Here is a 24,469-nt window from a genome sequence, read left to right as displayed (position 1 = left end):
ATGGGTGAAATCCTTTCAAAACAGCAAACCATAAAGAATGAGATCTCTTTAAAAGGGGTCGGACTTCATACTGGTAAAGAAGTTACACTTACCTTTAAACCTGCAGCTGAAAACACCGGGTATGTTTTTAAGAGAATGGATCTGGAAAACCAACCTACAATTGAAGCAGATGTTGCTTATGTTGTAAATACACAGCGTGGTACCAATCTTGAAAAAGATGGAATAACTATACAAACTTCAGAACATGTGCTTGCAGCTTGTGTAGGTCTAGAAATAGATAATGTTATTATGGAGCTCAATGCATCTGAACCTCCAATAATGGATGGCTCTTCCAAATTTTTTGTAGAAGCACTTGAGGAAGCAGGAATAGTAGCCCAGGAAGCGGAACGAGATGAATTTGTTGTAAATGAGGTTATTTGTTATAAAGATGATGTAACTGGGAGTGAATTAATTATAATGCCATCAGAAACTTATCAAGTGACTACGATGGTTGATTTTGGAACCAAAGTTCTGGGAACCCAAAATGCTACTCTAAATAAATTATCCGATTTTAAATCTGAAATAGCAGATGCACGTACTTTCAGTTTTTTACATGAAATTGAAACATTATTAGAGCATGGCCTTATTAAAGGAGGAGATCTAAATAATGCTATCGTTTATGTAGATAAAGAATTGAGTCCAGCTACAATGGCTAAACTGAGAACTGCCTTTAAAAAGGACAACATTTCAGTAAAACCAAACGGAATTCTGGATAACCTTACCTTACATTATCCAAATGAAGCGGCTAGACATAAATTACTGGATGTTCTTGGAGATCTTGCTTTAATTGGTACTCGAATTAGAGGGAAGGTAATTGCTACAAAACCTGGGCATGAGGTAAATACTCAGTTTGCTAAGAAATTAGCTAGAATTATTAAGACAGAGCGCAGAAATAATGTGCCAAAAATAGATTTTGATAAGGCACCTTTGATGGATGTAAATGACATCATGAATATTTTGCCGCACCGCCCACCATTTTTGTTAGTAGATAAAATTTATTCCCTTACACCAACCTGTGTAATTGGAATGAAAAATGTTACGATGAATGAGCCTTTTTTTGTTGGTCATTTCCCAGGGAAACCAGTAATGCCAGGGGTATTACAAGTGGAAGCAATGGCACAAACGGGAGGGATCTTAGCTTTGAAATCTGTTCCAGATCCAGAAAATTATCTTACATTTTTTATGAAAATCGATAATGTAAAATTTAAGCAGCAAGTAGTTCCGGGAGATACATTGATCTTTAAATTAGAATTATTGGCTCCAATAAGAAGAGGAATTTGCCAAATGCAAGGATATGCCTATGTAAATGGGAAATTAGTAACTGAAGCTATTTTGATGGCTCAAATTGTAAAAAATAAATAAGTCACTATGAATCAGCCTTTAGCTTACGTACATCCTGGAGCAAAAATCGCGAAAAATGTTGTTATAGAGCCTTTTACTACTATTCATAATAATGTGGTGATAGGAGAAGGAACCTGGATAGGTTCTAATGTAACCATTATGGAAGGTGCTAGAATCGGGAAGAATTGCAGTATTTTTCCGGGAGCAGTAATTTCTGCAGTACCTCAGGATAAGAAATTTAATGACGAGGAAACCACAACAGAGATAGGGGATAATACCACTATACGAGAATGTGTGACAATTAACCGTGGGACTAAAGATAGAATGAAGACCGTGGTTGGTAAGAACTGTTGGATCATGGCTTATTGCCATATCGCACATGATTGTATTGTAGGTGATAACTGTATCTTTTCAAACAATAGTACATTGGCAGGTCACATTAATGTTGGAGACTATGTGATATTAGCAGGAATGGCTGCAATACAACAATATGTTAGCATTGGGAACCATGCCTTTGTAACTGGAGGATCTATGGTAAGAAAAGATGTGCCGCCTTTTGTAAAGGCCGGACGCGAACCTCTTTCTTATGTAGGGATAAACTCTATAGGGCTTAGACGCCGTGGTTTTAATGTTGAAAAAATAAGAGAGATACAAGATATTTACAGGATATTGTATCAGAAAAATTATAATAATTCTCAAGCAGTTGCTATAATTGAAGCAGAGATGCAAGCAACAGCAGAACGTGACGAGATCTTGGAATTTATCAAGAATTCTCAACGTGGGATTATGAAAGGATATTTTAGTTCAAATTAAATTATAAAATAATGGCAAGTACAAGTGATATTAGAAATGGGTTATGTATCCGTTATAATCATGACATCTATAAGGTAATAGAGTTTTTACACGTTAAACCAGGAAAAGGACCTGCTTTTGTTAGAACTAAATTAAAAAGTGTAACCTCTGGAAAGGTTTTGGATAATACTTTTTCTGCAGGACATAAAATTGAAGACGTACGAGTAGAAACTCATAAGTTCCAGTTTTTATATCACGATGGGGAATTTTTTCACTTCATGAACGTTGAAGATTATACGCAAATTCGGCTATTGGAAAATGCTTTAGACATGCCAAAACTTCTTAAAGAAGGTGAAGTTGTTACGGTATTAATAAATACTGAAGATAATATGCCTCTTACTGTAGATATGCCTGCAAGTGTTATTCTTGAAGTTACACATACAGAACCTGGAGTTAAAGGAAATACTGCAACAAATGCATCGAAGCCTGCAACTGTAGAAACTGGTGCAGAGGTAAATGTCCCACTTTTTATTAATGAAGGAGATAAGATAAAAATTGAAACAGATAAAGGAACCTACAAAGAGCGAGTAAAGGAATAATTTTATTATATTATCATTATAACTGATTAAAGTTAGGAGCATTTATAATTTATGTTCCTAACTTTTGTTTTTTAATGAATATCGCTTAAGTTTGGTCTACTTTACAATAACTTAATTGTTTCAATTATAATATGAAATTTCCCCAGAAGCATACGCTTCAGCAAATAGCTACAATTATCTCTTCTACTTATAAAGGTGAGCCTGATTTTCCCGTTTTAGGAATGAATGAGATCCATGTAGTTACAGAAGGTGATATCGTTTTTGTAGATCACCCAAAATATTACGACAAGGCCTTAAATTCGGCTGCAACTATTATTTTAATAAATAAAGAAGTGGAATGTCCTCAAGGAAAAGCACTTCTTATTTCAGAAGATCCCTTCAGAGATTTTAATAAGTTAACCCAATATTTCAAACCTTTTGAAAAAGCCGATTCTAAGATTGCAGATTCTGCACTAATTGGAGAAAACACAATTATTCAACCAAATGTTTTTATTGGTAATAATGTGAAAATTGGAGATAATTGTGTGATCCATTCTAATGTATGTATATACGATAATGCCATTATAGGAAATAATGTAATTATACACGCAGGTACGGTTTTGGGAGCTGATGCTTTCTATTTTAAAAAGAGACCCAGCGGATATGATAAATTGCTTTCCGGTGGGAGAGTGGTAATAGATCATGATGTAGAAATTGGAGCATTGTGCACTATAGATAAAGGAGTTTCTGGTGATACTTTTATTGGAGCTGGAACTAAATTAGATAACCAGGTTCAAATTGGGCACGATACCATAATTGGTAAGAAATGCTTAATTGCTTCGCAAACAGGAATTGCAGGTTGTGTAATTGTTGAAGATGAAGTAAGTATTTGGGGACAAGTAGGAATAAGAAGCGATGTTACAATTAAAAAAGGCACAGTTTTGATGGCTCAATGTGGGGTTTCCAAGACTACTGAGGAAAACACAAGCTATTGGGGATCTCCAGCACAAGAATTTAGAACAAAATTAAGACAGATGGCAGCAGTAAAAATGCTACCCGGAATTATAGATAAATTAAAATAGCAATATATGGCTTCAAGCGAAAAACAACTTGTAGAATCATTTTATAATTCAGAATTTTATAAGGATCCTTCTCAAGTATCCAAGCATTTTCACCCTGATGCAGAGTTGTTTTGGAATAGCAGTGCAGGTTTCAATAAAATGAGCGTAAATGATCTAGAAGAGATTTGTAAAGAGATGGGCAAGTCTTTTGAATATATAAGGCCAGAAATAAGTCATTTATTACAAGATGATAAAATGGTTACCATTAGAATCACCTTTTTTACAAAAACCATTGAGAATCCAGATGAAGAAATTCCTATGACCCATATAGTGGCTATCTGGGAAATAAAAGATGGTAAAATGTATAAAGGATATCAAATGAGCCAACCGGCAGATGATTCACCAGATAACCTTGCTTCCTTTATGGCAATAAATTTATAAAAATATTTTAAGGTTTCTATTTAAAAACCTACTTTTGCAAAGCAAATGTAATTACACTTCAAAGGTATCGTTCTTATTAGGATTCTATCCAATCTGTTATTAATGTGTGGTAAAAGTGTGGGTTAATTAAGTAATATTATTATTACCAACACATAAATCTGGGTATAAAAAAACCCCCATAACTTAAATGGGGGTTAAATGGGTAATCAGCCCAGCAAATGAAAATTGAATAAGTTTAAGGCACTTACAAACCTATCTGGCTATATCTTATCAATTAGTAATTTAAGTTCAATACATTCATTGATAATATCAATGTTAGCCATTTGAACAATTTTTATTGACATGCATCATCAGTTGCATTTTGATTGAATCCTTATATTTCAATCCTGATGATAATTTCATTAGCCCATTAATGACTTTACATTTTTAAGAACTTCCAATAATTTTTGTACTTCATCTATTTTATCTTGGTCTGTAATTAAGCAGTTTCTTCATGTTTTAATTCTCCAATTTTTTCTAAGTCTGAACCTAGTGCACAAAGTATTTCTACACATACATCTGAACTATCATGAATTTCATTTATGCAAAAAACCAAATCGATAAGGCTGTACACTTGTATATCATTAGTAGTTATGTACTTTACGAATGCAACATCTAAATAATTAATAGTTGATTCATCTTCTACATATCTTCTCAGTGTTTCCTTAATCTCGAAGTTTTCAAAAATGATATCAGCTAACGGTGTAGATTGTTGTGTAACTTCATTTGGTGGGGTATAGTTATCTCCCAAAACTTCATCATCAGTGACCACAAATAGAGGTCGTAGTGGTGCTTCAATATCTTCATTGGATACCTGTAAAGTTTTGAGTCTCGGTTTAGAAATGCCAATATTATCTGGTGCCAAGACCTCAACATCTGTTACTTCAGATAGAGGTTTTTCGGTTGAGGTAATTTTAACATCTTCAACGGTCTTCACGTCTATGAAAGATTGTATATATTCACACAACACATCTAAATTTACACTTAAAAAGGTCTTACTGCCACCACCATTAGAGCCTTCACCCTTATAATTACTCTTATGGTCAGTTGAAATAAGTTCGAGCTCTTTTAGTTTACTTACTATATTAGCGACACTTCTCCTTGGATTTTTGCCAGATAAACCAATATCTCTAGCTATATTCTCATATCTCTTTTGAAAGACCTTCTTGTTTGATTCGAAACTAAGAACCAACTCTATTAACCTAATTTCAGTAGGGGTGAGGTTTCCAGTTCTTAAAATGGGATAGCTTTTGATGAAGTCATTTCCATGATTTTCTCTATTTAATCTTTCTAATTGTCCTATACTCATTGATTTAAATTAATTTATGTTCCAACCATATTTAAAACCTATTGATAACGTTTTAAATAGTTGTTATTTAATTATATAGACCAATTTATTACACTTTTAAAGTTGCAACAAGTTTCTAATATAAAGTTTTGTTAAGCTGAAATGAGTATATATATCTTTACTTATAGATAGGTCATCAAATACTGATTTCCTAAGTAATGATTTAATTACCTACTAGGTCATTAAAAAATGTTTTACTAGGTCATGATTAAGTTATCCCAGTATTAGAGTAAATTTATTAGAGTAAAAAAATTAGAGTAAAAGAATTAAAGAATAAATATATATTAATAAAAAAACATATCAGGAAAATTCAAAATCAAATACTTTATTTGAATTTCTATTATTTATTTTCTTTGCTTACTTTCTTTAATTTTTTTAAAACCAAGATTACCTCAACATCACCGATAGGTGTTTCCTATTTTTAAGTTATAATTTTGAAGAAACATTAAACTCAAAACCCAAAGGGTTTAACCTATCTGAAGAAGATGTTTTTTAATTCTAGGATACATCAACATCACCGCTAGGTATTTGTTTTTTAATTCTAAGATAACTTCAACCCCCGAAGGGTTACAGTGATTTGAGGTAGTTATTTTTTTTAAAATAAGATACATCAACATCACCGCTAGGTGTTTGTTTTTTAATTCTAAGATAACTTCAACCCCCGAAGGGTTACAATGATTTGAGGTAGTTATTTTTTTTTAAAATAAGATACATCAACATCACCGCTAGGTCTTTATTTTTAAATAATAAGATACTTCAATCCCCGAAGGGTTATAATTGTTGAGATATCTCAATTTTTATTAAACAACAATAATCTTCAATGCCCCGAAGGGTTTGGATAGCACCAAAATTTTAATTCATAAGTTACATCAACCCCGAAGGGATAAGATGGTTTTGGTTTATTATCTATTCTCAATCGCACCGCTAGGTGTAACTCAATGCATTTGCCCCCCGTTGCGCTCACCCCCCCAGATGGGGATTAACTTACTATATAAATCACACATAGATTCAAAATAGGCTTCTATTTGATATCATTATAGCTCACTTCATTAGATTCTGGTATAAGTTGTTATCTTCACATAAAATAGGCTATTAGAAAGCCTTATTTGACTTATATGATTAACCTTAGTAATTCCTAATTAAATGAAAATCATAAGTAGCCATAAAATCAAATGTTGTATGATAACTGAGGCTAAAAACAGATATATTGATTTGATATACTCCATTTCAATTTGAATATTGTGGTAAGAAACAAACACGCATATCCTTAACCTATCAGGCGTGTTAGGTGCATTAACATCAAGATGCTATTACTAGCATTTTATGGCTATTTATGTGTACTATTGACTCGACATTAGACAGGTGAGAAGACCCCCCCACTCCCTGTTTTGCTAAAAGTATTTTATGCACCTCAACGCCAGTATTTAAAAGAGCTGAGGTATTTATTCTTATATATAAGAACTAACAAAAAACACGACCATGTAAACATGATGACGTTAAAAAAAATATTTTATAAATTTTCGAAGTATCTATTTGAGGCTATGTTGGTATTAAAAAATAATAATTATGAGAATGACCATGTTGAAATTAGTATGACATAGTATTCATATTGGTGGAATTTGGGTCGAGCACAATTGTCGGCTTAATGTTTATTTCTTGGTCTCTAAAATATAACTTTTCACCCAATTGCCCGCTATTTGCGCTGAACCGATGTTATATACAGATTTTTTTATTTGGGAGTTTTAGTATTAAAACTTTTCTGCTACAATTATTCCACCATATAATTTCACAAGATGTTTGAATGCCTTTGTTAAGCGTGGACGTAACCCTTCACTATCAATAGACTTCTGGAACATCAATTGATAAGTTGATGTATACTTAGTTTCTCCTGAGATTATGCTCTCATCTTTAATCTCAACTGCATTATTTCTTAATTTCAAGTACATTGATACGTTATCAGTTTTCTCTTTAAAAGTTACTTGCATTAAATTTTTAAGAGGGATAGATATTTTATGGTTTAGATGTCCTCCAACATTATGTATTAATTCTTCATCAATTATAATACTTGTAGCATCAAAATTTACCTTGTAGTTGAAAGCAGTTTCATTATCATTATATGCATACAATTCAATCTTATCTTTTATCCAATCTTGAGTTTCTTTTTTTGTAGCATCTTGAGAAAATAAGAAGAATGGAACCATCAATAAAATAATTAAAAGCACAAAGTTTTTCATAATAGTTATTTTTTAGTAGAAATAAAATAAAATTTATATTTGATAGAGTCGGTTACTAACATACAACGGTCTTGGTTAAGGCAAGTGGCGTGGTGTAGGGACACGAACTTGTCGGCTTTGTTGTTTGTTTATTGGTCTCTAAAATAACACTTTTCACTCAATTGCCCGCTATTTGCGTTTTACCGATGTTGTGATTAGTGTTTTTACTAAATTAATCAATGCTGTTAAAGCCATTTAATAAATCATCTAGTTGTTTCCTTGTTGCATTTTGCGTAATTTCCTTCATACCTTGATTTACTTTATACTTAATATCGCTCTGGTCACTTTTTATATCAAATTCCCATTCATTCTCCAATTTTCCGAGCCTTCCATCTTGAGTCCACTCCACACGTACTTTGTTATTTCGTATTCTTCTTACTGCATATGTGCTTTTAGTGTTACTTTCGGGAAATTCCCAATAGAATTGCGCAAAATCCTCAGTTTCTTGAATTATTTGAGCTTCGTCAGAGTTTTCAAATTCTTGTAATAAAATTTTAAACTCTCCTCGTATTGCATTTTTAGACTTATTACTTGAAGATTTATTGTAGTCTTGAACAAAGTCAGCTATGATGTTTAATTTTCCTTGCTTTTGCTGGTTAGTCCAATAATACTTTTTTGTATTGTTTAAATATTCTTGCATTTTATCAAATGCAAAATATACAGTCTTTTCAAAATCTTTCCTAGAAATGAAAGATTCTCTCACCTTATAATTAAAAAAACGCCATTCTTTAATTTCAACTAAATACGAATTGTCTTTAGTGTCGTTTATGAAGATGTGGAAAAGGGAATGGATTTTTATGCGCCAGGTTTCTCCTCCAAATTTGTTTGAATCAGAATATTTTGAAATCATACTATAATTATTTTTAAATTTTAACCACAACGGTTTATATCGAATCAAATATACATTTTACTCGAGTATATTACGGGATAAACGTAGGTTTGATATTATTTAGAATGTGATATTTTGCAACCAACAACTTTATCAATCTTTTCGAGCTCGAGTAAAGTTAAAATATAAGATTGGTAGATTACATCAATGGTCGAAATGGAATAGTTAATAAAAAAGCATTTGTCTCTGGTAACATCTTAGATTCATATTCTACAATTTAGATTAACTATAAATTATGGTGTCGTTTATAGAGCATGCTTTAACGCTAGCACAATTATATAATTATATTCAACACAACTACTGGTGAATTATTGTGCCAAAAACAACTACCCTAAAATTAGTACAATTTAATAAATTATTATATATTTGTGTTGTAACTGCTAATAAATACCACGCACTATGAAAGCAAGATATGTAAGAATCAGCTCAGCAAGTCAGAATAAAGAAAGACAGCTAGTAAAAAACCACCCCAATGAAAAACTATTTATAGATGTTTGTAGTGGCTCAACACCATTCAATGAACGTACGGAGGGTAAGAATCTATTAGAAGAAGTTAGAGCTAACCAAATTAATTATCTGAGTGTTCATGCGGTAGATAGATTGGGTAGGAATCTGATAGACATACTAAATACCTTAAAGATACTAGATGATAATGGTGTAACTGTTAAGGTTGATAGTTTAGGTATTGAAAGTAGATTGGATAACAGCAAAAGCAACCCAGCGTTTGGTCTTATTACTACTGTGATGGGTCAGATAGCTGAGATGGAGCGTGCAACAATGTTGGAAAGACAGTCTGAAGGTATTGCAATAGCTAAGGCTAATGGTAAATATAATGGTCGGGTAAGAGGTTCTAATGAAGCTAGAGAAGAGTTCTTAGGTAAGTATCCTAATGTAATTAAAGAGCTCAAATCTGAGCTACCTCTAAGAAAGATAGCTAAACTATGTGATGTATCTTTGGGAACTGTACAGAAGGTAAAGAAATACTCTGAAGTCCTATAACACGACTCCTTACAACTTAGTACAACCCCAATTTGGGGTTTTTTTATTTATTGATGCTAGTAGGGTTTATGTAGGTTAGAACCTCATAAAAAGCTTATTCGTTTATTCAATTAGAAATCTATAACTTTCATTACCATCACCAGATTGGTTGGGTTGGATTATATGTATTTCATTTATTTTGGGTCTCAAATAAACTATAAGTAGGGTAGGGTAGAAACCATCTAGTGAGGTTAATGAATACGTGATATTTTCACCAGATGTATTAAAATTTCTAATCACACTTTTGATTCTTAATTGCTGAATATCGGTGCTGGTGCTATCAATGATGGTTTCTATTATTACAAGTTCCTCACTAATCTTAATTGTTCTATCAATTTTTTCAATTTGTTGGGTCTGGAAGTTTTCGGTATATGGTGTAGTGTAAGTGGTCTGGGAATACCCATCCAATGAAATGAGAATTGCAAATAATACTATGAGATGTTTCATTTACCTAATATAAGAAAACTTATCCTTTCTCAAATAAATTTCATTACTTCCATCAATACCAATACGGTCACCATTTGACCTAAGGTCTTCTTTAATGATATGACCTTCTTTTTTTATATCTATATCCCTCACTAACCTCTTAACTATAAGACTATCAACACCCAAAGTATATAAGTGTTCACTTATTCTATTTCTTATTAGTTGTTCCCATTCAAAATAATCACCAATCTGTGTGGTTTTCATTGCGTATACATATCCCTCATTATCTACAATAACAGACCAAAGCCAAATACTTACAATTTCTTTACTACCAGCAAATCTGGAAGCCATGAAATAATAATCTACCTCTATATTTTCAAGTGGGTTAGCAATTTCATTGCGTTCATTCTTTTTAATGGTGCTAAGTGCTCTAAATAGGGTCATAGCTATTGGGAATTATTCCAAACAAATATAGGAAACATTCCAAATTATTCTTTAGATTTTTCCTTTTTAAATTTTTGCTTTATCCATGAATAAGCATCTTTAGCCAATAAAGTAGAAAGTGTAATGAATACAGCACTAATGGCTGGTAGGATAAGTTCAGAAAACATAACTCAAATGTTTTAAATTATGGTTGTACCACCCCCCAATACTACCATAATTATACACTTGTGTTATAATGGTAAATTAATCCACTTATTTGAAGTGGGGGTGTTTTGATTTATAGATTTTCACTAAATATTGCTTCTTGCCCATTTTTCGACCAAATCAATCCTTTATAAATAGGTTATAGATTCGTTTAAAAAACGTTCAGTGCATTATTAATTATTTTAAATAATACTTATGCAATTTAAATATTAAAAGAAGTATAAATGTGGTGGGTGCTGAATTATTGTTAACAAAGTAATTAACAATGAGTGACTTATATAAATAAAAAACCCCATATAAGTTAATATATGAGGATTAGTAGTTGTATTGGATTTGAATTTATTATTGTGAGCAGTAATAGTACCCCGTTGAATTACTAAGGCTATCAATCTTCCTAAAGCTCTTATACATTTCTGGTGTAATTGTATCATAGGGTTTGGATTCAAACAATACCATTTGGTGTTGGGTCTTATCAATTGTGTTTAATTCATTGGGTTGATTACCTTCTGAGGTTCTAACAATAAAGATTAATAATAGAATGGCTGTGATTGCGATAGATGATTTAATAAGTGTTTTCATAATGTTGTTTGTTTAGATTTGCGTACCATCCAACATGAAAAAAGTCAAATTATCTTTAATTATTTATCATCACCTATAAAATCTGATAGGGTGGTTGATAGCTTACCAGCATTATTACCCAGTGTTTGTCTATATTTTTCCATTGTAACCAAATTTGAGTGGGTCAAATACTCTGATATCTCATGATTTGATGCACCACCATCTAGCATGAATTGCGTTGCTGTATGACGAGCCACGTGCGCTGTGAACTTCACTTTGATATCTAGCTTTTTTCTAATTGATTGCAATGCACCATAGTTTTTTGTTGCAGCATTTTTATATCGTTCAAATTCATCTTTATCCCAACCAATAAAATGGGTCAAATCATCAACCTTACCATGATTAAAGATAAATTCATCACCATTATTATTTATAATCATATCCAAAATATTATACATCATTTTATTGGTGTTGCTATCCAACAATTCATTAAATGATTCAGTTTGTTCTGGTGTGTTGGTTAGATATTTTCTATCATCAATTTTCATGATATCTTCCATTGACATGCCTTCATTATATAATTGAAATATTTCTTGTTTAGATAATTCTTTTTTTTCTGGTTGAGATTTACGCTTCTTTTTTTGGATATCATTCTTTGCGACCTTACTCATATATTCTTCAACCAGTTCAGGATAGTATAAAGCCATTTGAGGTATAAGAAGTTCCAACACATTAAATGGTATTTCTCGAAAAACCCTTGTACCATTTTTTGATGTAAAGAAATCGAACATAAAACCATTATCTGTATTAACCACATTGTGCCATTTCATATAGATAACATCTTTAACCCTGAATGCACCCCACAATTCAAATAACCACATCATTTGGGCATGTTTCCATTTGGGTTTGTTGATTGGTGCTTCATATCGTTTGAACCTATAAAATTCAGATTTAGTAAGACCTCTATTAACTTTTTTAACACTCTCTTTTTTGAATTTAAAGAATGGGTTCTTTGTGGTGCTGAACTTCAAATCTTCATCAGCAACACCATTATTATAGCAATTTTTTATTCTATCAAAATATTGATTAGCAGAACCAACACTACAATTCTCTAAAAAGTAATTATACATATCCTTAACCAATCGATTATTTATATCTTTAAACTGAATACCAATCAAATCATTAGCTTCTAAGAATAGCTTAAACTGTCTTATGGCATATTTATCATTTTCTTTGGTTGTAAGGTTTCTAATATCATTCATTTGGGTTTCAAAATACTTAACAAAATTATTTTGACCACCACTAATTGCTTTGTCTTTCTCTACTAGTATTTCTTTGGTGGTAAATCCTTTTAGCTCGGCTTCTAACTGAATCATTAAATCATGTATCTTTTGATTTATAACCCTGTGATTTGGTTCTGAAGTCTTAACCCAGTTTTTTTTATCGGTTGTACCCTTTTTATTCCAATTACTTTTGTTAATTTTGACCCCCTTAACAGAAGGTCTAGCTATTGGATGCTGACCACCATCATGTACATTAATAAAGATGGATATTTTGGTAGGTTGATTTTTTACTGGTCTTGCTTTTGGAGTGATTTCCATGTTAAAAATTTTGTGTGTTAATTGAAATAATTAAATGAAAAATGTGAGGTATAAAGGTAATGAATTTATTGCTACCGCACATTTAAAAAACATAAGTTACTGATTTACAAACAATTAAAAGCTTTGCTTTTTTGCAAAGCAAAAATTATAACAATTATGAGCGTTTTAGTCAATAAAGATTCAAAGATATTAGTTCAAGGTTTCACAGGGAGCGAAGGTACGTTTCATGCTGAACAAATGATAGAATATGGGACCAATGTTGTTGGAGGGGTAACTCCAGGAAAAGGGGGGCAATCTCATTTAAATAAGCCGGTTTTCAATACTGTTTCTCAAGCAGTAGAAGAGACTGGAGCAAATGTTTCCATAATTTTTGTACCACCTGCATTCGCTGCAGATGCTATAATGGAAGCTGCAGATGCTGGAATTGCAGTAATTATTACAATTACTGAAGGTATCCCGGTTGCAGATATGATCAAAGTAAGCAATTATATTAAAAATAAGCCTTGCAGACTTGTTGGACCTAACTGTCCTGGTGTAATCACTCCAGGAGAAGCAAAAGTTGGAATTATGCCAGGTTTTGTTTTCAAAAAAGGGAAAATTGGAATCGTTTCTAAATCTGGAACGCTTACTTATGAAGCTGCAGATCAGGTTGTAAAACAAGGTTTAGGAATCTCTACTGCAATTGGAATTGGTGGAGATCCAATTATAGGAACAACTACCAAAGATGCGGTAGAATTGTTGATGAATGATGATGAGACGGAATGTATCGTTATGATTGGAGAAATTGGTGGTCAATTGGAAGCTGATGCTGCTCAATGGATCAAGGCTAATGGAAACAGAAAACCAGTTATAGGGTTCATCGCAGGAGAAACTGCACCAGCAGGTCGTACAATGGGACATGCAGGAGCGATAGTTGGTGGAAGTGAAGATACAGCTCAAGCTAAAAAAGAAATACTTCGTGAAAACGGAATTCATGTTGTAGATTCACCAGCTGGAATTGGTAAAAAAGTAGCAGAAGTTCTTAATGCAGTGAATGCATAGTTAAGTAAATATCAATATATTTTAAAAAAACCTCTTAATTCCTCAGTAAATGAGTAATTTCAAGAGGTTTTTTTATTTTATTACTTTTTGGTTTTGTTATATTTGAATCAATTAACAAGGTAAGTTTTGTTAATGCTTGTAATCATTGATCTTTAAACCTTATTTTTTGAGAGTTTAGTGCACGATCTCTCAACAAACTCAAGAGGTGTAGGATTTAAACTATTTTGACAATCGGGGGATGCCTCCGGCAATTATAAAACCCTCAAGGAGGGATTAAAAAATTATATATGAAGTTATTAGAAGGTAAAAATGCTATCATCACCGGTGGTAGTAGAGGTATTGGGAAAGGTGTTGCTGAAGTATTTGCGAAGCACGGAGCAAATATAGCTTTCACTTATGCTTCGTCTGTTAATGCAGCTAATGAGTTGGAAAAGGAGTTAACTAGTCTAGGCGTAAAAGCTAAAGGTTATAAATCTAACGCAGCAAATTATGAAGAAGCTCAAGAGCTTATTAAAAATGTTGCCAAAGAATTTGGTGCGATAGATATCGTGATCAACAATGCAGGAATAACTAAGGATAATCTTCTTATGAGAATGACTGAAGAAGATTTTGATGCCGTGATAGATGTGAATTTAAAATCGGTGTTTAATATGACCAAAGCGGTGCAGCGTACTATGTTAAAGCAACGTTCAGGTAGCATAATAAATATGAGCTCTGTGGTTGGTGTTAAAGGAAATGCGGGACAATCTAATTATGCCGCTTCTAAGGCTGGTATAATTGGATTCTCTAAATCTATGGCCTTAGAATTAGGCTCTAGAAATATTAGAACAAATGTGATAGCACCAGGATTTATAGAAACTGAAATGACTGAAAAGCTGGATGAGAAAACAGTTCAAGGTTGGAGAGAGTCTATTCCATTAAAAAGAGGTGGAACCCCAGAAGATATCGCAAATGCATGTGTTTTTCTTGCAAGCGATTTAAGTAGTTATGTTACAGGACAAGTGATTCATGTAAATGGTGGGATGCTTACTTAGAAGATCTGCGGGATTGAAATAATCTCTCACTATGTTTGGGGAATTGATTTTTTAACGGTGAATTAGATTACTTAATTTGTATATCCGTAAAGTATCATAAAATAATAAACAACGTCATTCTGTCCAGACGATTCGGGAATTTTAGAATCTCATTACACTAAGAATCAATACAATAACTGAGACCCTGAAATAAATTCAGGGTGACGAAATAACTAGAGGACAAAAAACGGGTATAAAATAACTTATTTACTGAACTCAATTTTTATAAATGCCAATAGCAACAATTTTATATTTAACCCTAGCTGCAATTCTTGCGCTAGGGTTTGTTTTTTTTTCCTATTTCTTCAAAAATAAAAATCTGAGTAGACAAACCTATTTTCTTGGAGCAATACGCTTTATAAGTATTTTCACATTATTGGTATTACTTATAAATCCTAAAATTAAACAGACAGAATTTGAAACGGTAAAACCTAAATTGGTTCTTGCAATAGATGGATCTGAATCTATTGAGAATTTAGAAAAAAAAGACAGTCTTCAATCTTTGGTCAAGAGATTAAAAAAGAATGAAGCATTGAATGCACAGTTTGAAATTTCAGCATATAACTTTGGAGGTGATCTTGAGATTGCAACTAATGATAGCTTGAAGATCGATAGAAACAAGACAGATATTTATAATGCAATCGCTCAACTCAATAAGTTATACAAAGATAAGCCGACTGCGCTGGTTTTGTTTTCAGATGGAAATTCCACATATGGACAGGATTATGAATTCTTTGAGCTCAACGAAAATATTATTTTAAATTCGGTTGTAACAGGGGATACCGCAACTAATTTCGATCTTTCTATTAATGCTCTTAATATTAATAAATATGCATTTTTAAACAATCAATTTCCTGTAGAGATTTTTCTTAATTATTCTGGGAACGATGCTATAAAGACTAATTTTCAGTTAAAGGCAGGAAACAGTATTCTCTTTAGTAAAACCATAGATTTCGATAAAGAAAGTTCTTCAGAAATTATAAATACCACCTTAACCGCTAAACAACTTGGAACAATAATTTATGAAGCGAGCATTACTTCCTCTCAAAATGAAAAGAATGAAGTTAATAATAAAAGAAAGTTTGCGGTAGAAGTGATAGATGAAAGAACTAATATTCTTTTGCTCTCTGATATTTCCCATCCTGATCTTGGAGCACTTAAGAAATCTATCGAAAACAATAAGCAAAGGGAGGTAATGTTGAAGGATATAGATAATTTTAATATTTTGAAATTAAATGATTATCAATTAGTTATACTCTATCAGCCAAATAATAAGTTTAATTCAGTTTATAAAGAATTAGATAAGCGAAAAATTAATCGTTTTATCATTACAGGCACCAAAACAGATTGGGGTTTCCTGAATAAAGTCCAACAATATGTAATCAAAAACACTTCAAATCAAACTCAAGACCTGTTTCCTATTTATAATGAAAACTTCCTTCAATACCAATTTGAAGATATTGGATTTGAGGATTTTCCTCCTATAGAAGACTCCTTTGGAACTTTAAATATAATTGCTGTAAATTCTAATACGCTCCTGTATCAAAAGATAGAAGGGATTGCCACTCTGCAACCACTATTGAGCATATTTGAAACAAACACTTTAAAAACAGGTGTACTGTTTGGCGAGAATTCTTGGAAATGGAGATTAGATAATTATAGAACAAGAGGAAGCTTTGAACTTATAGATGACTTTTGGGGCAAGTTTGTTCAGTATTTATCCTCAACTAAAAAGCGGGATCGGTTAACTTATGAATCGGAGCCTGTTTATTTGGAGAATTATGAAATAAAGATAACTGCACAGTTCTTTGATGAGAATTATATTTTTTCACCAGATGCGAATCTTAATATTTTCCTTAGAAAATTAGATTCTAATGAGACATTTGAAGCTCAGATGCTACCTAGCTCCAATTTTTATAAAGTAGATTTAGATGCGCTTAGTACTGGAGAATACGAATTCACAATTAAGGAAGAGGTGTCGGGAATACAGAAACAAGGGAGTTTTGAGGTTTTGGAATATAATGTAGAGCAGCAATTCTCGTCCGCAAATTTTGATAAAATGGAATTTCTGGCTAAGAACAATTCCGGACAAACCTATTTGTTAGGGGAGGAGCTAAAAATAATTCAAGACTTAGCACAGGACAAAGGCTTTGTTTCAGTGCAAAAGAGCCGTGAAAAAAACGTACCTTTGATAAAATGGAAATTTTTATTGATTCTATTAGTGTTAAGTCTTAGCACCGAGTGGTTTACAAGAAAATATTTCGGTTTAATTTAATAATCACAAAAAATAAGTTTATGGATAAATTACCTAAAATTGGCTTACCAATTTTAATTTTAGTTGTTATTTTAATTATTATCATCGCAAAATCTACAGTTACCATAGATTCTGGTGCAGCTGGAGTTTTGTATAAAACCTTTGATGATGGAGTTGTTACCTCTGAGCCACCATTGGGTGAAGGATTTCACGTAGTAGCACCTTGGAACAAAGTAATTGTTTATGAAGTAAGGCAACAAGCTTTAGAAGAAAAAATGCAAGTTCTTTCTTCTAATGGGTTGGAAATAAAGCTAGACGTATCGGTTTGGTATGAGCCTTTATATGCAGATCTAGGATCTTTACACCAAGAAAAAGGGGAAATGTATGTTGCAAGGGTATTACAACCTGCAGTTAGATCTGCTGCTAGAGCAGTAGTGGGAAGATATATTCCAGAACAATTATATGCTAGTAAAAGAGAAGCAATTCAGAGAGAGATTTTGGAAGAAACCAGAATTCTACTGAAAAATCAATATGTTCAGGTAAATGAAGTTTTGGTAAGGGATGTTTCTCTTCCACAAAACATTAAGGAAGCAATTGAAAGAAAGTTGAGACAAGAGCAAGAATCTTTAGAATATGAATTTAGATTAACCAAAGCTACTCAAGAGGCACAACGTCAAAAAATTGATGCTGAGGGTAAAGCTAAAGCCAATGAAATTCTTAGTGCTTCGTTGAACGATAAGATTTTAAGAGAAAAAGGAATTCAGGCAACTGTAGAGCTATCTAAATCACCGAATGCGAAAGTAGTAGTGATTGGATCTGGTGAGGGTGGAATGCCTTTGATTCTTGGAAATAACTAAAAATCGATTATTCAAGTCATAAAATTTTCGAAACGTGTTTTAGTTTCTAAAAAAATGTACTAGATTTGCTTTAATTATGAGAACAATTCAGCTACATCATCATCATTTTCACTACTCCGTTTTGGCGAGGTGATTTTGATATGTAGTAAATTTAACATATTTAAAAACCCGTTTGAGCGATCGAACGGGTTTTTTGTTTCCTGTTCGGTTTTCAAAATCAAGAACCACGGGGCTAGCCCACGAGGTATGACTTGGAAATACTTTTAAAATTCGAGGAATCCCGAATCATCGGGACGGGGAATTAAACCCTCAATGAGGGATTAAAATTTAAGAAATTAAAAAGATGAGTAAAGAAAAACTAAGAATTGCAATTCAAAAGGCAGGAAGATTAAACGAGGATTCCCTTAAAATACTTAAGGATGCCGGGATCTCTATAGATAACGGAAAAGAACAACTAAAAGCGACCGCTTCCAATTTTCCATTAGAGGTGTTATACCTTCGTAATGGAGATATTCCACAATACCTTAGAGATGGGGTAGTAGATATCGCATTTTTAGGAGAAAACGTTTTGGAAGAAAAAGGGGAAGATATTATTCATTCACTAAAACTGGGATTCTCAAAATGTAAAGTTTCCATTGCTGTTCCAAAATCAGCTAAGTATAATGGACTAGAAGATCTTGACGGCAAGAGAATTGCGACTTCCTATCCAAATACCTTGAATTCATTTCTGAAGAAAAAAGGCATCACTGCCGATCTTCATATAATTAATGGTTCGGTGGAAATTGCCCCTAATATTGGTTTGGCAGATGCTATTTGTGATATTGTGTCTAGCGGAAATACTTTATTTAAGAACAATTTGAAGGAAGTGGAAGTGATGATGAAGAGTGAAGCTATTCTAGCGGTTGCTCCAAATATTTCTGAAGATAGAAGAGAGATCTTAAACAAACTGGAATTCAGGTTAAAATCTGTACTAAATGCTAGAACTTCAAAATATATCCTTTTGAATGCCCCAGATGATAAATTAGAGGAAATTATCGATTTATTACCAGGTATGCGAAGTCCTACAGTACTTCCATTGGCAGAAAAAGGCTGGAGTTCTATTCATACCGTAATTCAGGAAAATAGATTCTGGGAGATCATACATGAGCTAAAAGAGCTAGGAGCAGAAGGAATTCTAGTTGCACCAATAGAAAAAATGGTTTTATAATTTAACTCTGGAGATTATGAATAAAATATATAAGCCAAAGCAAGAATTTTGGCAAGCTTTACTGAAAAGGCCAACCCAAACCCTGGAAGATATAGAGTTAACAGTAAACGAGATTTTTTCTGAAGTAAGAGCAAAAGGAGATGTTGCTGTGGTAAAGTATACCGATATTTTTGATGGTATAAAATTAGATGATTTTAAAGTTTCTACTGAAGAAATTGAGAATGCTAATAATTCTGTGTCTGAAGAATTGAAGAATGCAATACAACTAGCAAAATCTAATATTGAAAAATTCCACGAAGCCCAAAAAACACCGAAAGTAGAAGTAACTACTTCTAAAGGAGTAGATTGCTGGCAGGAGAAACGTCCTATTCAAAAGGTGGGGCTTTATATTCCTGGAGGAAGCGCACCATTGTTTTCGACTATTCTAATGCTCGCAACCCCTGCTAACATTGCTGGTTGCAAGGAGATTGTATTATGTACCCCACCAAATAATAATGGAGAGATCAATCCGGTTATTCTCTATACTGCTGCACTTTGCGGAATAAGTAAAATTTTTAAGATCGGTGGGATTCAAGCTATTGCAGCTCTTACCTTTGGGACAGCGACTGTACCCAAAGTTTATAAGATATTTGGTCCTGGGAATCAATTTGTGACAGTAGCAAAGCAATTAGCTACAAAGTTCCATGTTGCGATAGATATGCCAGCTGGGCCTTCTGAATTACTTGTGGTGGCAGATAATACTGCCGATGCAGCTTTTGTTGCATCAGATCTTCTTAGCCAGGCAGAACATGGTTCAGATAGTCAGGTGATCCTTATCTCGACTTCGGAAAAAATGATTGAAGCCGTGGAGCGAGAAGTGGAACTTCAGCTAGAGGAATTACCAAGAAAAGAAATGGCTCAAAGATCTATTGCTAATTCTAAACTCATCTATTTAGAGAATAAAGAATTAGCGATGGAAATTATAAATGAGTACGGTCCAGAACATTTAATTATATGCACTACAGATAATGATTTTTATGTAGATAATATCGCAAACGCTGGATCCGTATTTATTGGTAATTATACGCCAGAAAGTGCAGGAGATTATGCTTCTGGAACTAACCATACGTTGCCTACCAATGGTTTCGCAAAACAATACAGCGGTGTAAATCTGGATAGCTTTATGAAGAGTATGACTTTCCAGAAGATATCGGAAGAAGGCATCAAGAATATTGGTCCGGCAATAGAGATCATGGCAGAGGCAGAGGGGCTTCAGGCTCATAAAAATGCAGTAAGTCTGCGATTGAAGAAATTGAATGAAAACAAGATGAAATCTGTTTAACGATGGAGAAAATTATAGATATTAATAAGTTAGTGAGACCTAACGTATTGGCTTTAAAAGCCTATTCTTCAGCTAGAGATGAATATACCTCTATAGGATCAAAAATGATCTTTTTAGATGCGAATGAAAACCCCAACGAAACAGGGGTTAACAGATATCCAGACCCACAGCAGAGGAAACTAAAAGCTAAGTTATCTGAGATCAAGAATATCTCTACTAAAAATATTTTATTAGGAAATGGTAGCGATGAAGTTCTAGACCTTATTTACAGGGCTTTCTGTGAACCAGCATTAGATAACGTAATTACATTGCCTCCAACTTACGGCATGTACAATGTTTTAGCTGGGATCAATAATATAGAAAGTAGAGAAGTTTTATTGACAGAAGATTTTGAGCCAAATATTGAAGGGATCTTTAAGAAAGTAGATAATAATACAAAATTGATCTTTTTATGCTCTCCAAATAATCCGACAGGAAACTCTTTCAGTAGAGATAAAATCACTGAAATATTAGAGAAATTTGAAGGCCTTGTGGTTTTAGATGAAGCCTATATTGATTTTTCTGAACAAGTTAGTTGGATTGAAGAATTGGATAAATATCCTAATTTGATCATTACCCAAACACTTTCAAAAGCCTATGGGATGGCAGGAATTAGATTGGGAATCTGTTATGCTTCAGAAGAAATTATTACAATCCTAAATAAGATAAAGCCGCCTTATAACGTAAATGAATTAACTCAGAATAGAGCTCACTACCGACTTCAAAACATTTCAGAAGTAAATAGTGAAATAGCTGATATAGTGTATGAAAGAGGCGTGTTATCTAAAGCTTTACTTGAAGTTAAATTTATCGAAAAAATTTACAGATCTGATGCTAATTTCGTTTTAGTGAAAGTAGATGATGCTTTAAAAAGATATGATCAACTTTTAGATAAAGGTGTGGTAATTAGGAACCGAACTAATCAACCACTTTGTGAAAATACATTGCGTTTAACGGTAGGCACCAAAGAAGAAAATTTGAAATTAATTAAGGTTTTAAAAAGTTTAGATTGAACTAAGGTATTTCGAGGATTGTAATTATTATGATACTTGAGAGGAGATTGATTAATCTAAATTAAGAAGAGAAAAACATGAAAAAAATACTTTTTATAGATCGGGATGGCACACTTATTCATGAGCCAGAAGATTATCAGATAGACAATTTAGAGAAATTAGAATTCTATCCGCAGGCATTATTCTATTTATCCAAAATAGCAAAGGAGCTGGATTATGAATTGGTAATGGTCACTAATCAAGATGGTTTAGGAACCGATGCATATCCGGAAACTGCTTTTTGGCCAATTCAGAATTTCGTTTTAAAAACGTTTTCGAATGAAGGAGTTGTTTTTAATGAAGTTCTCATGGATAGAACCTTTGCGAAGGATAATTCTCCAACCAGAAAACCCAATACTGGTTTATTGGAAGAAAATTATCTAAATAATGAAGCCTATGATCTTGCCGGATCTTATATGATTGGAGACCGAATGACAGATATGGAATTTGCCTTAAATTTTGGTGGAAAAGGTATTTTTATTGATACTCATGAGGAGCTTGCAAAAGATGAGTTGAAAAATAGTCAGGAAGAAATTGATAATTCGATTGCCATTAGAACTTCCAGTTGGGAAAAGATCTATGAATTTTTAAAGCTGAAAGAACGCTCTTCAGAAATCAACCGAAAAACCAATGAGACAGATATATTTATTCGTCTTAATTTAGATGGAACCGGAAAATCTGATATTTCTACTGGATTAGATTTCTTCGATCACATGCTAGATCAAATATCACGTCATGGCCAAATGGATCTGGAGATAAAAGTGAAAGGTGATCTGGAAGTAGATGAGCACCATACCATAGAAGATACAGCCATTGCGCTTGGAGAAGCTTACCGTTTAGCACTGGGAAACAAACTCGGAATAGAACGTTATGGATTTTGCTTACCTATGGACGATTGCCTTGCACAGGCGGCTATAGACTTTGGAGGTAGGAACTGGTTAGTTTGGGATGCCGAATTCAAACGAGAAATGATAGGGAAAATGCCGACAGAGATGTTTCTTCATTTCTTCAAATCATTTACAGATGGTGCTAAAGCGAATTTGAATATCAAGGCAGAAGGCACCAACGAGCATCATAAGATAGAAGCAATTTTTAAAGCATTTGCTAAAGCTATCAAGATGGCAGTAAAAAGAGATACGGAAAAGATGATCCTTCCTTCAACAAAGGGGATGCTATAATATTTAATGGGTGAGAATCCTAGATTAAGTACTAAGAATGAAAATAGTAATTATAGATTACGGAGCAGGAAATATCCAAAGTATCAAATTTGCAATTCAACGTTTGGGTTTTGAAGCTGTTTTGAGTAGTAATGAAGCTGAAATTAAAGCTGCAAATAAAGTGATCTTTCCAGGAGTTGGCGAGGCGAGTAGTGCAATGCGAATGCTTAAGCAATCCAAATTGGATCTACTTATTCCTACTTTAAAGCAGCCAGTTTTGGGAATATGTTTGGGAATGCAATTGATGTGCACCAAAAGTGAAGAAGGTGATACTACCGGATTAGGCATTTTTGAGGCTCCGGTAATAAAATTCAATACTTCCGTTAAAGTTCCACAAATAGGATGGAATCAAATTTCTGAATTGAGCTCATCTTTATTCAAGAATATTAAGGAGTTGGAATATGTGTATTTGGTGCATAGCTATTACGTAGCCGAATGTGAACAAACAATAGCAACTTCAGAGTATGGGGTCAAATATAGCACAGCGCTGAAAAAAGATAATTTTTATGGAGTTCAGTTTCATCCTGAAAAAAGCAGTAATGCAGGAGAGCAAATTTTAAAGAATTTTTTAGAACTATAATTTAAAAGTATAATGAGAATTATTCCCGCAATAGATATTATAGACGGTAAATGCGTTAGACTCTCTAAAGGAGATTATAATACCAAAAAAATATATAATGAGAATCCACTTGAGGTTGCAAAGGAGTTTGAAGCCCATGGTATTAAATCTCTTCATCTTGTAGATTTGGATGGTGCAAAGTCTAGCCACATTGTAAATTATAAGGTTTTAGAGCAAATCGCTAAAAACACCAATCTTAAAATTGATTTTGGAGGTGGTCTGAAATCCAATAAAGATCTGGAAATCGCTTTTGAGTGCGGAGCACAGCAAATTACGGGAGGAAGTATCGCTGTGAAGAATAGAGATTTATTTCTTTCCTGGATAGAAAAATATGGAAGTGAGAAAATAATTTTAGGAGCAGATGCTAAAGATGAAAAAGTTGCTATTAGTGGCTGGTTGGAAGAATCTAAAGAGGAATTAGTCCCTTTTATAGATAATTATTTAAAAGATGGTTTGCAGTATGTGATTTGTACAGATATTTCTAAAGATGGAATGCTGGAAGGCCCTTCTTTTGATCTATATGAGAAGATACTAACGAAAACCTCTGGAAATGACAAGGCTATTAAATTGATCGCTTCCGGTGGTATTTCGACTTTTGATGAACTTCCAAGGCTTGCAGAAATGGGCTGTGAAGGAACCATTATAGGAAAAGCTATCTATGAGAACAAGATTAGTATGAAGCAACTAGAGGGCTTTATTTTGAATTACAAATAACTC

The 24,469-nt window shown here is 33.2% G+C and carries 23 protein-coding genes; 16 read left to right on the top strand and 7 right to left on the bottom strand.

Going from position 1 to position 24,469, the window contains the following annotated elements:
* The 5 genes from H033_RS0113140 to H033_RS0113120 all read left to right on the top strand — a co-directional run bounded on the left by H033_RS0113140 (position 1) and on the right by H033_RS0113120 (position 4,252).
* Entirely contained in the window at positions 1-1,401 is a 1,401-nt protein-coding gene (locus H033_RS0113140; protein WP_026838722.1) for a bifunctional UDP-3-O-[3-hydroxymyristoyl] N-acetylglucosamine deacetylase/3-hydroxyacyl-ACP dehydratase, read from the top strand.
* A gap of 6 nt (positions 1,402-1,407) precedes the next feature.
* Positions 1,408-2,193 carry an acyl-ACP--UDP-N-acetylglucosamine O-acyltransferase gene (gene lpxA / locus H033_RS0113135; RefSeq protein WP_026838721.1) on the top strand — a complete coding sequence of 262 codons (786 nt, stop codon included), beginning with the start codon at positions 1,408-1,410 and terminating at the stop codon, positions 2,191-2,193.
* Between the two features lie 11 nt (positions 2,194-2,204).
* Complete coding sequence (gene efp, locus H033_RS0113130) at positions 2,205-2,771, top strand: elongation factor P (RefSeq protein WP_026838720.1); 567 nt, start codon at positions 2,205-2,207, stop codon at positions 2,769-2,771.
* A 131-nt stretch (positions 2,772-2,902) separates the two neighbouring features.
* The gene (locus H033_RS0113125) at positions 2,903-3,832 is read left to right on the top strand and encodes a UDP-3-O-(3-hydroxymyristoyl)glucosamine N-acyltransferase (RefSeq protein WP_026838719.1); all 930 of its coding nucleotides are present in this window, start codon (positions 2,903-2,905) and stop codon (positions 3,830-3,832) included.
* Between the two features lie 6 nt (positions 3,833-3,838).
* On the top strand, positions 3,839-4,252 hold the full coding sequence (locus H033_RS0113120; RefSeq protein WP_026838718.1) for a nuclear transport factor 2 family protein: 414 nt from the start codon (positions 3,839-3,841) through the stop codon (positions 4,250-4,252).
* Between the two features lie 478 nt (positions 4,253-4,730).
* Here H033_RS0113120 and H033_RS0113115 read toward each other — a convergent pair whose 3' ends face one another.
* The 3 genes from H033_RS0113115 to H033_RS0113105 form a co-directional block, all read right to left on the bottom strand.
* A complete protein-coding gene (locus H033_RS0113115) occupies positions 4,731-5,600 on the bottom strand; it encodes a hypothetical protein (protein WP_026838717.1) in 870 nt (289 codons plus the stop codon).
* 1,787 nt (positions 5,601-7,387) lie between these two features.
* Positions 7,388-7,873, bottom strand: coding sequence for a hypothetical protein (locus H033_RS0113110; RefSeq protein WP_026838716.1), 486 nt, complete (start codon positions 7,871-7,873; stop codon positions 7,388-7,390).
* A gap of 211 nt (positions 7,874-8,084) precedes the next feature.
* On the bottom strand, positions 8,085-8,762 hold the full coding sequence (locus tag H033_RS0113105) for a hypothetical protein (protein ID WP_026838715.1): 678 nt from the start codon (positions 8,760-8,762) through the stop codon (positions 8,085-8,087).
* 438 nt (positions 8,763-9,200) lie between these two features.
* On the opposite strand from H033_RS0113105, the gene H033_RS0113100 reads away from it, so the two are divergent.
* Complete coding sequence (locus H033_RS0113100; RefSeq protein WP_026838714.1) at positions 9,201-9,800, top strand: recombinase family protein; 600 nt, start codon at positions 9,201-9,203, stop codon at positions 9,798-9,800.
* Positions 9,801-9,902: 102 nt separating this feature from the next.
* Here the strand turns inward: H033_RS0113100 and H033_RS0113095 are convergent, their stop codons facing one another.
* From H033_RS0113095 to H033_RS0113080, 4 genes are all read right to left on the bottom strand, one after another.
* Positions 9,903-10,286: a hypothetical protein gene (locus H033_RS0113095; protein WP_026838713.1), complete on the bottom strand. Its 384-nt coding sequence runs from the start codon at positions 10,284-10,286 to the stop codon at positions 9,903-9,905.
* Complete coding sequence (locus tag H033_RS0113090) at positions 10,287-10,709, bottom strand: hypothetical protein (RefSeq protein ID WP_026838712.1); 423 nt, start codon at positions 10,707-10,709, stop codon at positions 10,287-10,289.
* A 44-nt stretch (positions 10,710-10,753) separates the two neighbouring features.
* Complete coding sequence (locus tag H033_RS22310) at positions 10,754-10,876, bottom strand: hypothetical protein (protein WP_262489309.1); 123 nt, start codon at positions 10,874-10,876, stop codon at positions 10,754-10,756.
* Between the two features lie 675 nt (positions 10,877-11,551).
* On the bottom strand, positions 11,552-13,072 hold the full coding sequence (locus H033_RS0113080; RefSeq protein ID WP_026838711.1) for a site-specific integrase: 1,521 nt from the start codon (positions 13,070-13,072) through the stop codon (positions 11,552-11,554).
* 156 nt (positions 13,073-13,228) lie between these two features.
* Between H033_RS0113080 and sucD the strand changes: the two genes are divergently transcribed.
* The 10 genes from sucD (at position 13,229) to hisA (ending at position 24,466) form a co-directional block, all read left to right on the top strand.
* The gene (gene sucD / locus H033_RS0113075; RefSeq protein ID WP_026838710.1) at positions 13,229-14,113 is read left to right on the top strand and encodes a succinate--CoA ligase subunit alpha; all 885 of its coding nucleotides are present in this window, start codon (positions 13,229-13,231) and stop codon (positions 14,111-14,113) included.
* 287 nt (positions 14,114-14,400) lie between these two features.
* A complete protein-coding gene (fabG, locus tag H033_RS0113070; protein WP_026838709.1) occupies positions 14,401-15,147 on the top strand; it encodes a 3-oxoacyl-[acyl-carrier-protein] reductase in 747 nt (248 codons plus the stop codon).
* A 268-nt stretch (positions 15,148-15,415) separates the two neighbouring features.
* Positions 15,416-17,461 carry a VWA domain-containing protein gene (locus tag H033_RS0113065; protein WP_026838708.1) on the top strand — a complete coding sequence of 682 codons (2,046 nt, stop codon included), beginning with the start codon at positions 15,416-15,418 and terminating at the stop codon, positions 17,459-17,461.
* A gap of 20 nt (positions 17,462-17,481) precedes the next feature.
* Positions 17,482-18,297: a prohibitin family protein gene (locus H033_RS0113060; RefSeq protein WP_026838707.1), complete on the top strand. Its 816-nt coding sequence runs from the start codon at positions 17,482-17,484 to the stop codon at positions 18,295-18,297.
* A gap of 343 nt (positions 18,298-18,640) precedes the next feature.
* On the top strand, positions 18,641-19,504 hold the full coding sequence (hisG, locus tag H033_RS0113055; protein WP_026838706.1) for an ATP phosphoribosyltransferase: 864 nt from the start codon (positions 18,641-18,643) through the stop codon (positions 19,502-19,504).
* A gap of 16 nt (positions 19,505-19,520) precedes the next feature.
* Entirely contained in the window at positions 19,521-20,825 is a 1,305-nt protein-coding gene (hisD, locus tag H033_RS0113050) for a histidinol dehydrogenase (RefSeq protein WP_026838705.1), read from the top strand.
* A gap of 2 nt (positions 20,826-20,827) precedes the next feature.
* Positions 20,828-21,877 carry a histidinol-phosphate transaminase gene (hisC, locus tag H033_RS0113045; RefSeq protein ID WP_026838704.1) on the top strand — a complete coding sequence of 350 codons (1,050 nt, stop codon included), beginning with the start codon at positions 20,828-20,830 and terminating at the stop codon, positions 21,875-21,877.
* A 77-nt stretch (positions 21,878-21,954) separates the two neighbouring features.
* Positions 21,955-23,094, top strand: a complete 1,140-nt coding sequence (gene hisB, locus H033_RS0113040; protein WP_026838703.1) for a bifunctional histidinol-phosphatase/imidazoleglycerol-phosphate dehydratase HisB — start codon at positions 21,955-21,957, stop codon at positions 23,092-23,094.
* 37 nt (positions 23,095-23,131) lie between these two features.
* Complete coding sequence (hisH, locus tag H033_RS0113035; RefSeq protein ID WP_026838702.1) at positions 23,132-23,713, top strand: imidazole glycerol phosphate synthase subunit HisH; 582 nt, start codon at positions 23,132-23,134, stop codon at positions 23,711-23,713.
* A gap of 12 nt (positions 23,714-23,725) precedes the next feature.
* Positions 23,726-24,466, top strand: a complete 741-nt coding sequence (gene hisA, locus H033_RS0113030; protein WP_026838701.1) for a 1-(5-phosphoribosyl)-5-[(5-phosphoribosylamino)methylideneamino]imidazole-4-carboxamide isomerase — start codon at positions 23,726-23,728, stop codon at positions 24,464-24,466.
* Positions 24,467-24,469: the final 3 nt, after the last annotated feature.

Origin of the sequence: Gillisia sp. JM1 (assembly GCF_000424645.1) — a bacterium.
Taxonomy (GTDB): domain Bacteria; phylum Bacteroidota; class Bacteroidia; order Flavobacteriales; family Flavobacteriaceae; genus Gillisia.
Note: the sequence above shows the minus strand (reverse complement) of the source record. Positions and strands in the feature narration are given on the sequence as shown.

What these genes read in the sequence shown, in the direction of transcription:
- H033_RS0113095 (WP_026838713.1), bottom strand. Translation starts at nt 10,286, where the DNA reads ATGAAACATCTCATAGTATTATTTGCAATTCTCATTTCATTGGATGGG.
- H033_RS0113100 (WP_026838714.1), top strand. Translation starts at nt 9,201, where the DNA reads ATGAAAGCAAGATATGTAAGAATCAGCTCAGCAAGTCAGAATAAAGAA.
- H033_RS22310 (WP_262489309.1), bottom strand. Translation starts at nt 10,876, where the DNA reads ATGTTTTCTGAACTTATCCTACCAGCCATTAGTGCTGTATTCATTACA.
- H033_RS0113120 (WP_026838718.1), top strand. Translation starts at nt 3,839, where the DNA reads ATGGCTTCAAGCGAAAAACAACTTGTAGAATCATTTTATAATTCAGAA.
- hisG (WP_026838706.1), top strand. Translation starts at nt 18,641, where the DNA reads ATGAGTAAAGAAAAACTAAGAATTGCAATTCAAAAGGCAGGAAGATTA.
- H033_RS0113065 (WP_026838708.1), top strand. Translation starts at nt 15,416, where the DNA reads ATGCCAATAGCAACAATTTTATATTTAACCCTAGCTGCAATTCTTGCG.
- hisB (WP_026838703.1), top strand. Translation starts at nt 21,955, where the DNA reads ATGAAAAAAATACTTTTTATAGATCGGGATGGCACACTTATTCATGAG.
- hisA (WP_026838701.1), top strand. Translation starts at nt 23,726, where the DNA reads ATGAGAATTATTCCCGCAATAGATATTATAGACGGTAAATGCGTTAGA.
- hisC (WP_026838704.1), top strand. Translation starts at nt 20,828, where the DNA reads ATGGAGAAAATTATAGATATTAATAAGTTAGTGAGACCTAACGTATTG.
- H033_RS0113105 (WP_026838715.1), bottom strand. Translation starts at nt 8,762, where the DNA reads ATGATTTCAAAATATTCTGATTCAAACAAATTTGGAGGAGAAACCTGG.
- H033_RS0113140 (WP_026838722.1), top strand. Translation starts at nt 1, where the DNA reads ATGGGTGAAATCCTTTCAAAACAGCAAACCATAAAGAATGAGATCTCT.
- sucD (WP_026838710.1), top strand. Translation starts at nt 13,229, where the DNA reads ATGAGCGTTTTAGTCAATAAAGATTCAAAGATATTAGTTCAAGGTTTC.
- lpxA (WP_026838721.1), top strand. Translation starts at nt 1,408, where the DNA reads ATGAATCAGCCTTTAGCTTACGTACATCCTGGAGCAAAAATCGCGAAA.
- H033_RS0113115 (WP_026838717.1), bottom strand. Translation starts at nt 5,600, where the DNA reads ATGAGTATAGGACAATTAGAAAGATTAAATAGAGAAAATCATGGAAAT.
- fabG (WP_026838709.1), top strand. Translation starts at nt 14,401, where the DNA reads ATGAAGTTATTAGAAGGTAAAAATGCTATCATCACCGGTGGTAGTAGA.
- hisH (WP_026838702.1), top strand. Translation starts at nt 23,132, where the DNA reads ATGAAAATAGTAATTATAGATTACGGAGCAGGAAATATCCAAAGTATC.
- H033_RS0113090 (WP_026838712.1), bottom strand. Translation starts at nt 10,709, where the DNA reads ATGACCCTATTTAGAGCACTTAGCACCATTAAAAAGAATGAACGCAAT.
- H033_RS0113125 (WP_026838719.1), top strand. Translation starts at nt 2,903, where the DNA reads ATGAAATTTCCCCAGAAGCATACGCTTCAGCAAATAGCTACAATTATC.
- efp (WP_026838720.1), top strand. Translation starts at nt 2,205, where the DNA reads ATGGCAAGTACAAGTGATATTAGAAATGGGTTATGTATCCGTTATAAT.
- H033_RS0113080 (WP_026838711.1), bottom strand. Translation starts at nt 13,072, where the DNA reads ATGGAAATCACTCCAAAAGCAAGACCAGTAAAAAATCAACCTACCAAA.
- H033_RS0113110 (WP_026838716.1), bottom strand. Translation starts at nt 7,873, where the DNA reads ATGAAAAACTTTGTGCTTTTAATTATTTTATTGATGGTTCCATTCTTC.
- hisD (WP_026838705.1), top strand. Translation starts at nt 19,521, where the DNA reads ATGAATAAAATATATAAGCCAAAGCAAGAATTTTGGCAAGCTTTACTG.
- H033_RS0113060 (WP_026838707.1), top strand. Translation starts at nt 17,482, where the DNA reads ATGGATAAATTACCTAAAATTGGCTTACCAATTTTAATTTTAGTTGTT.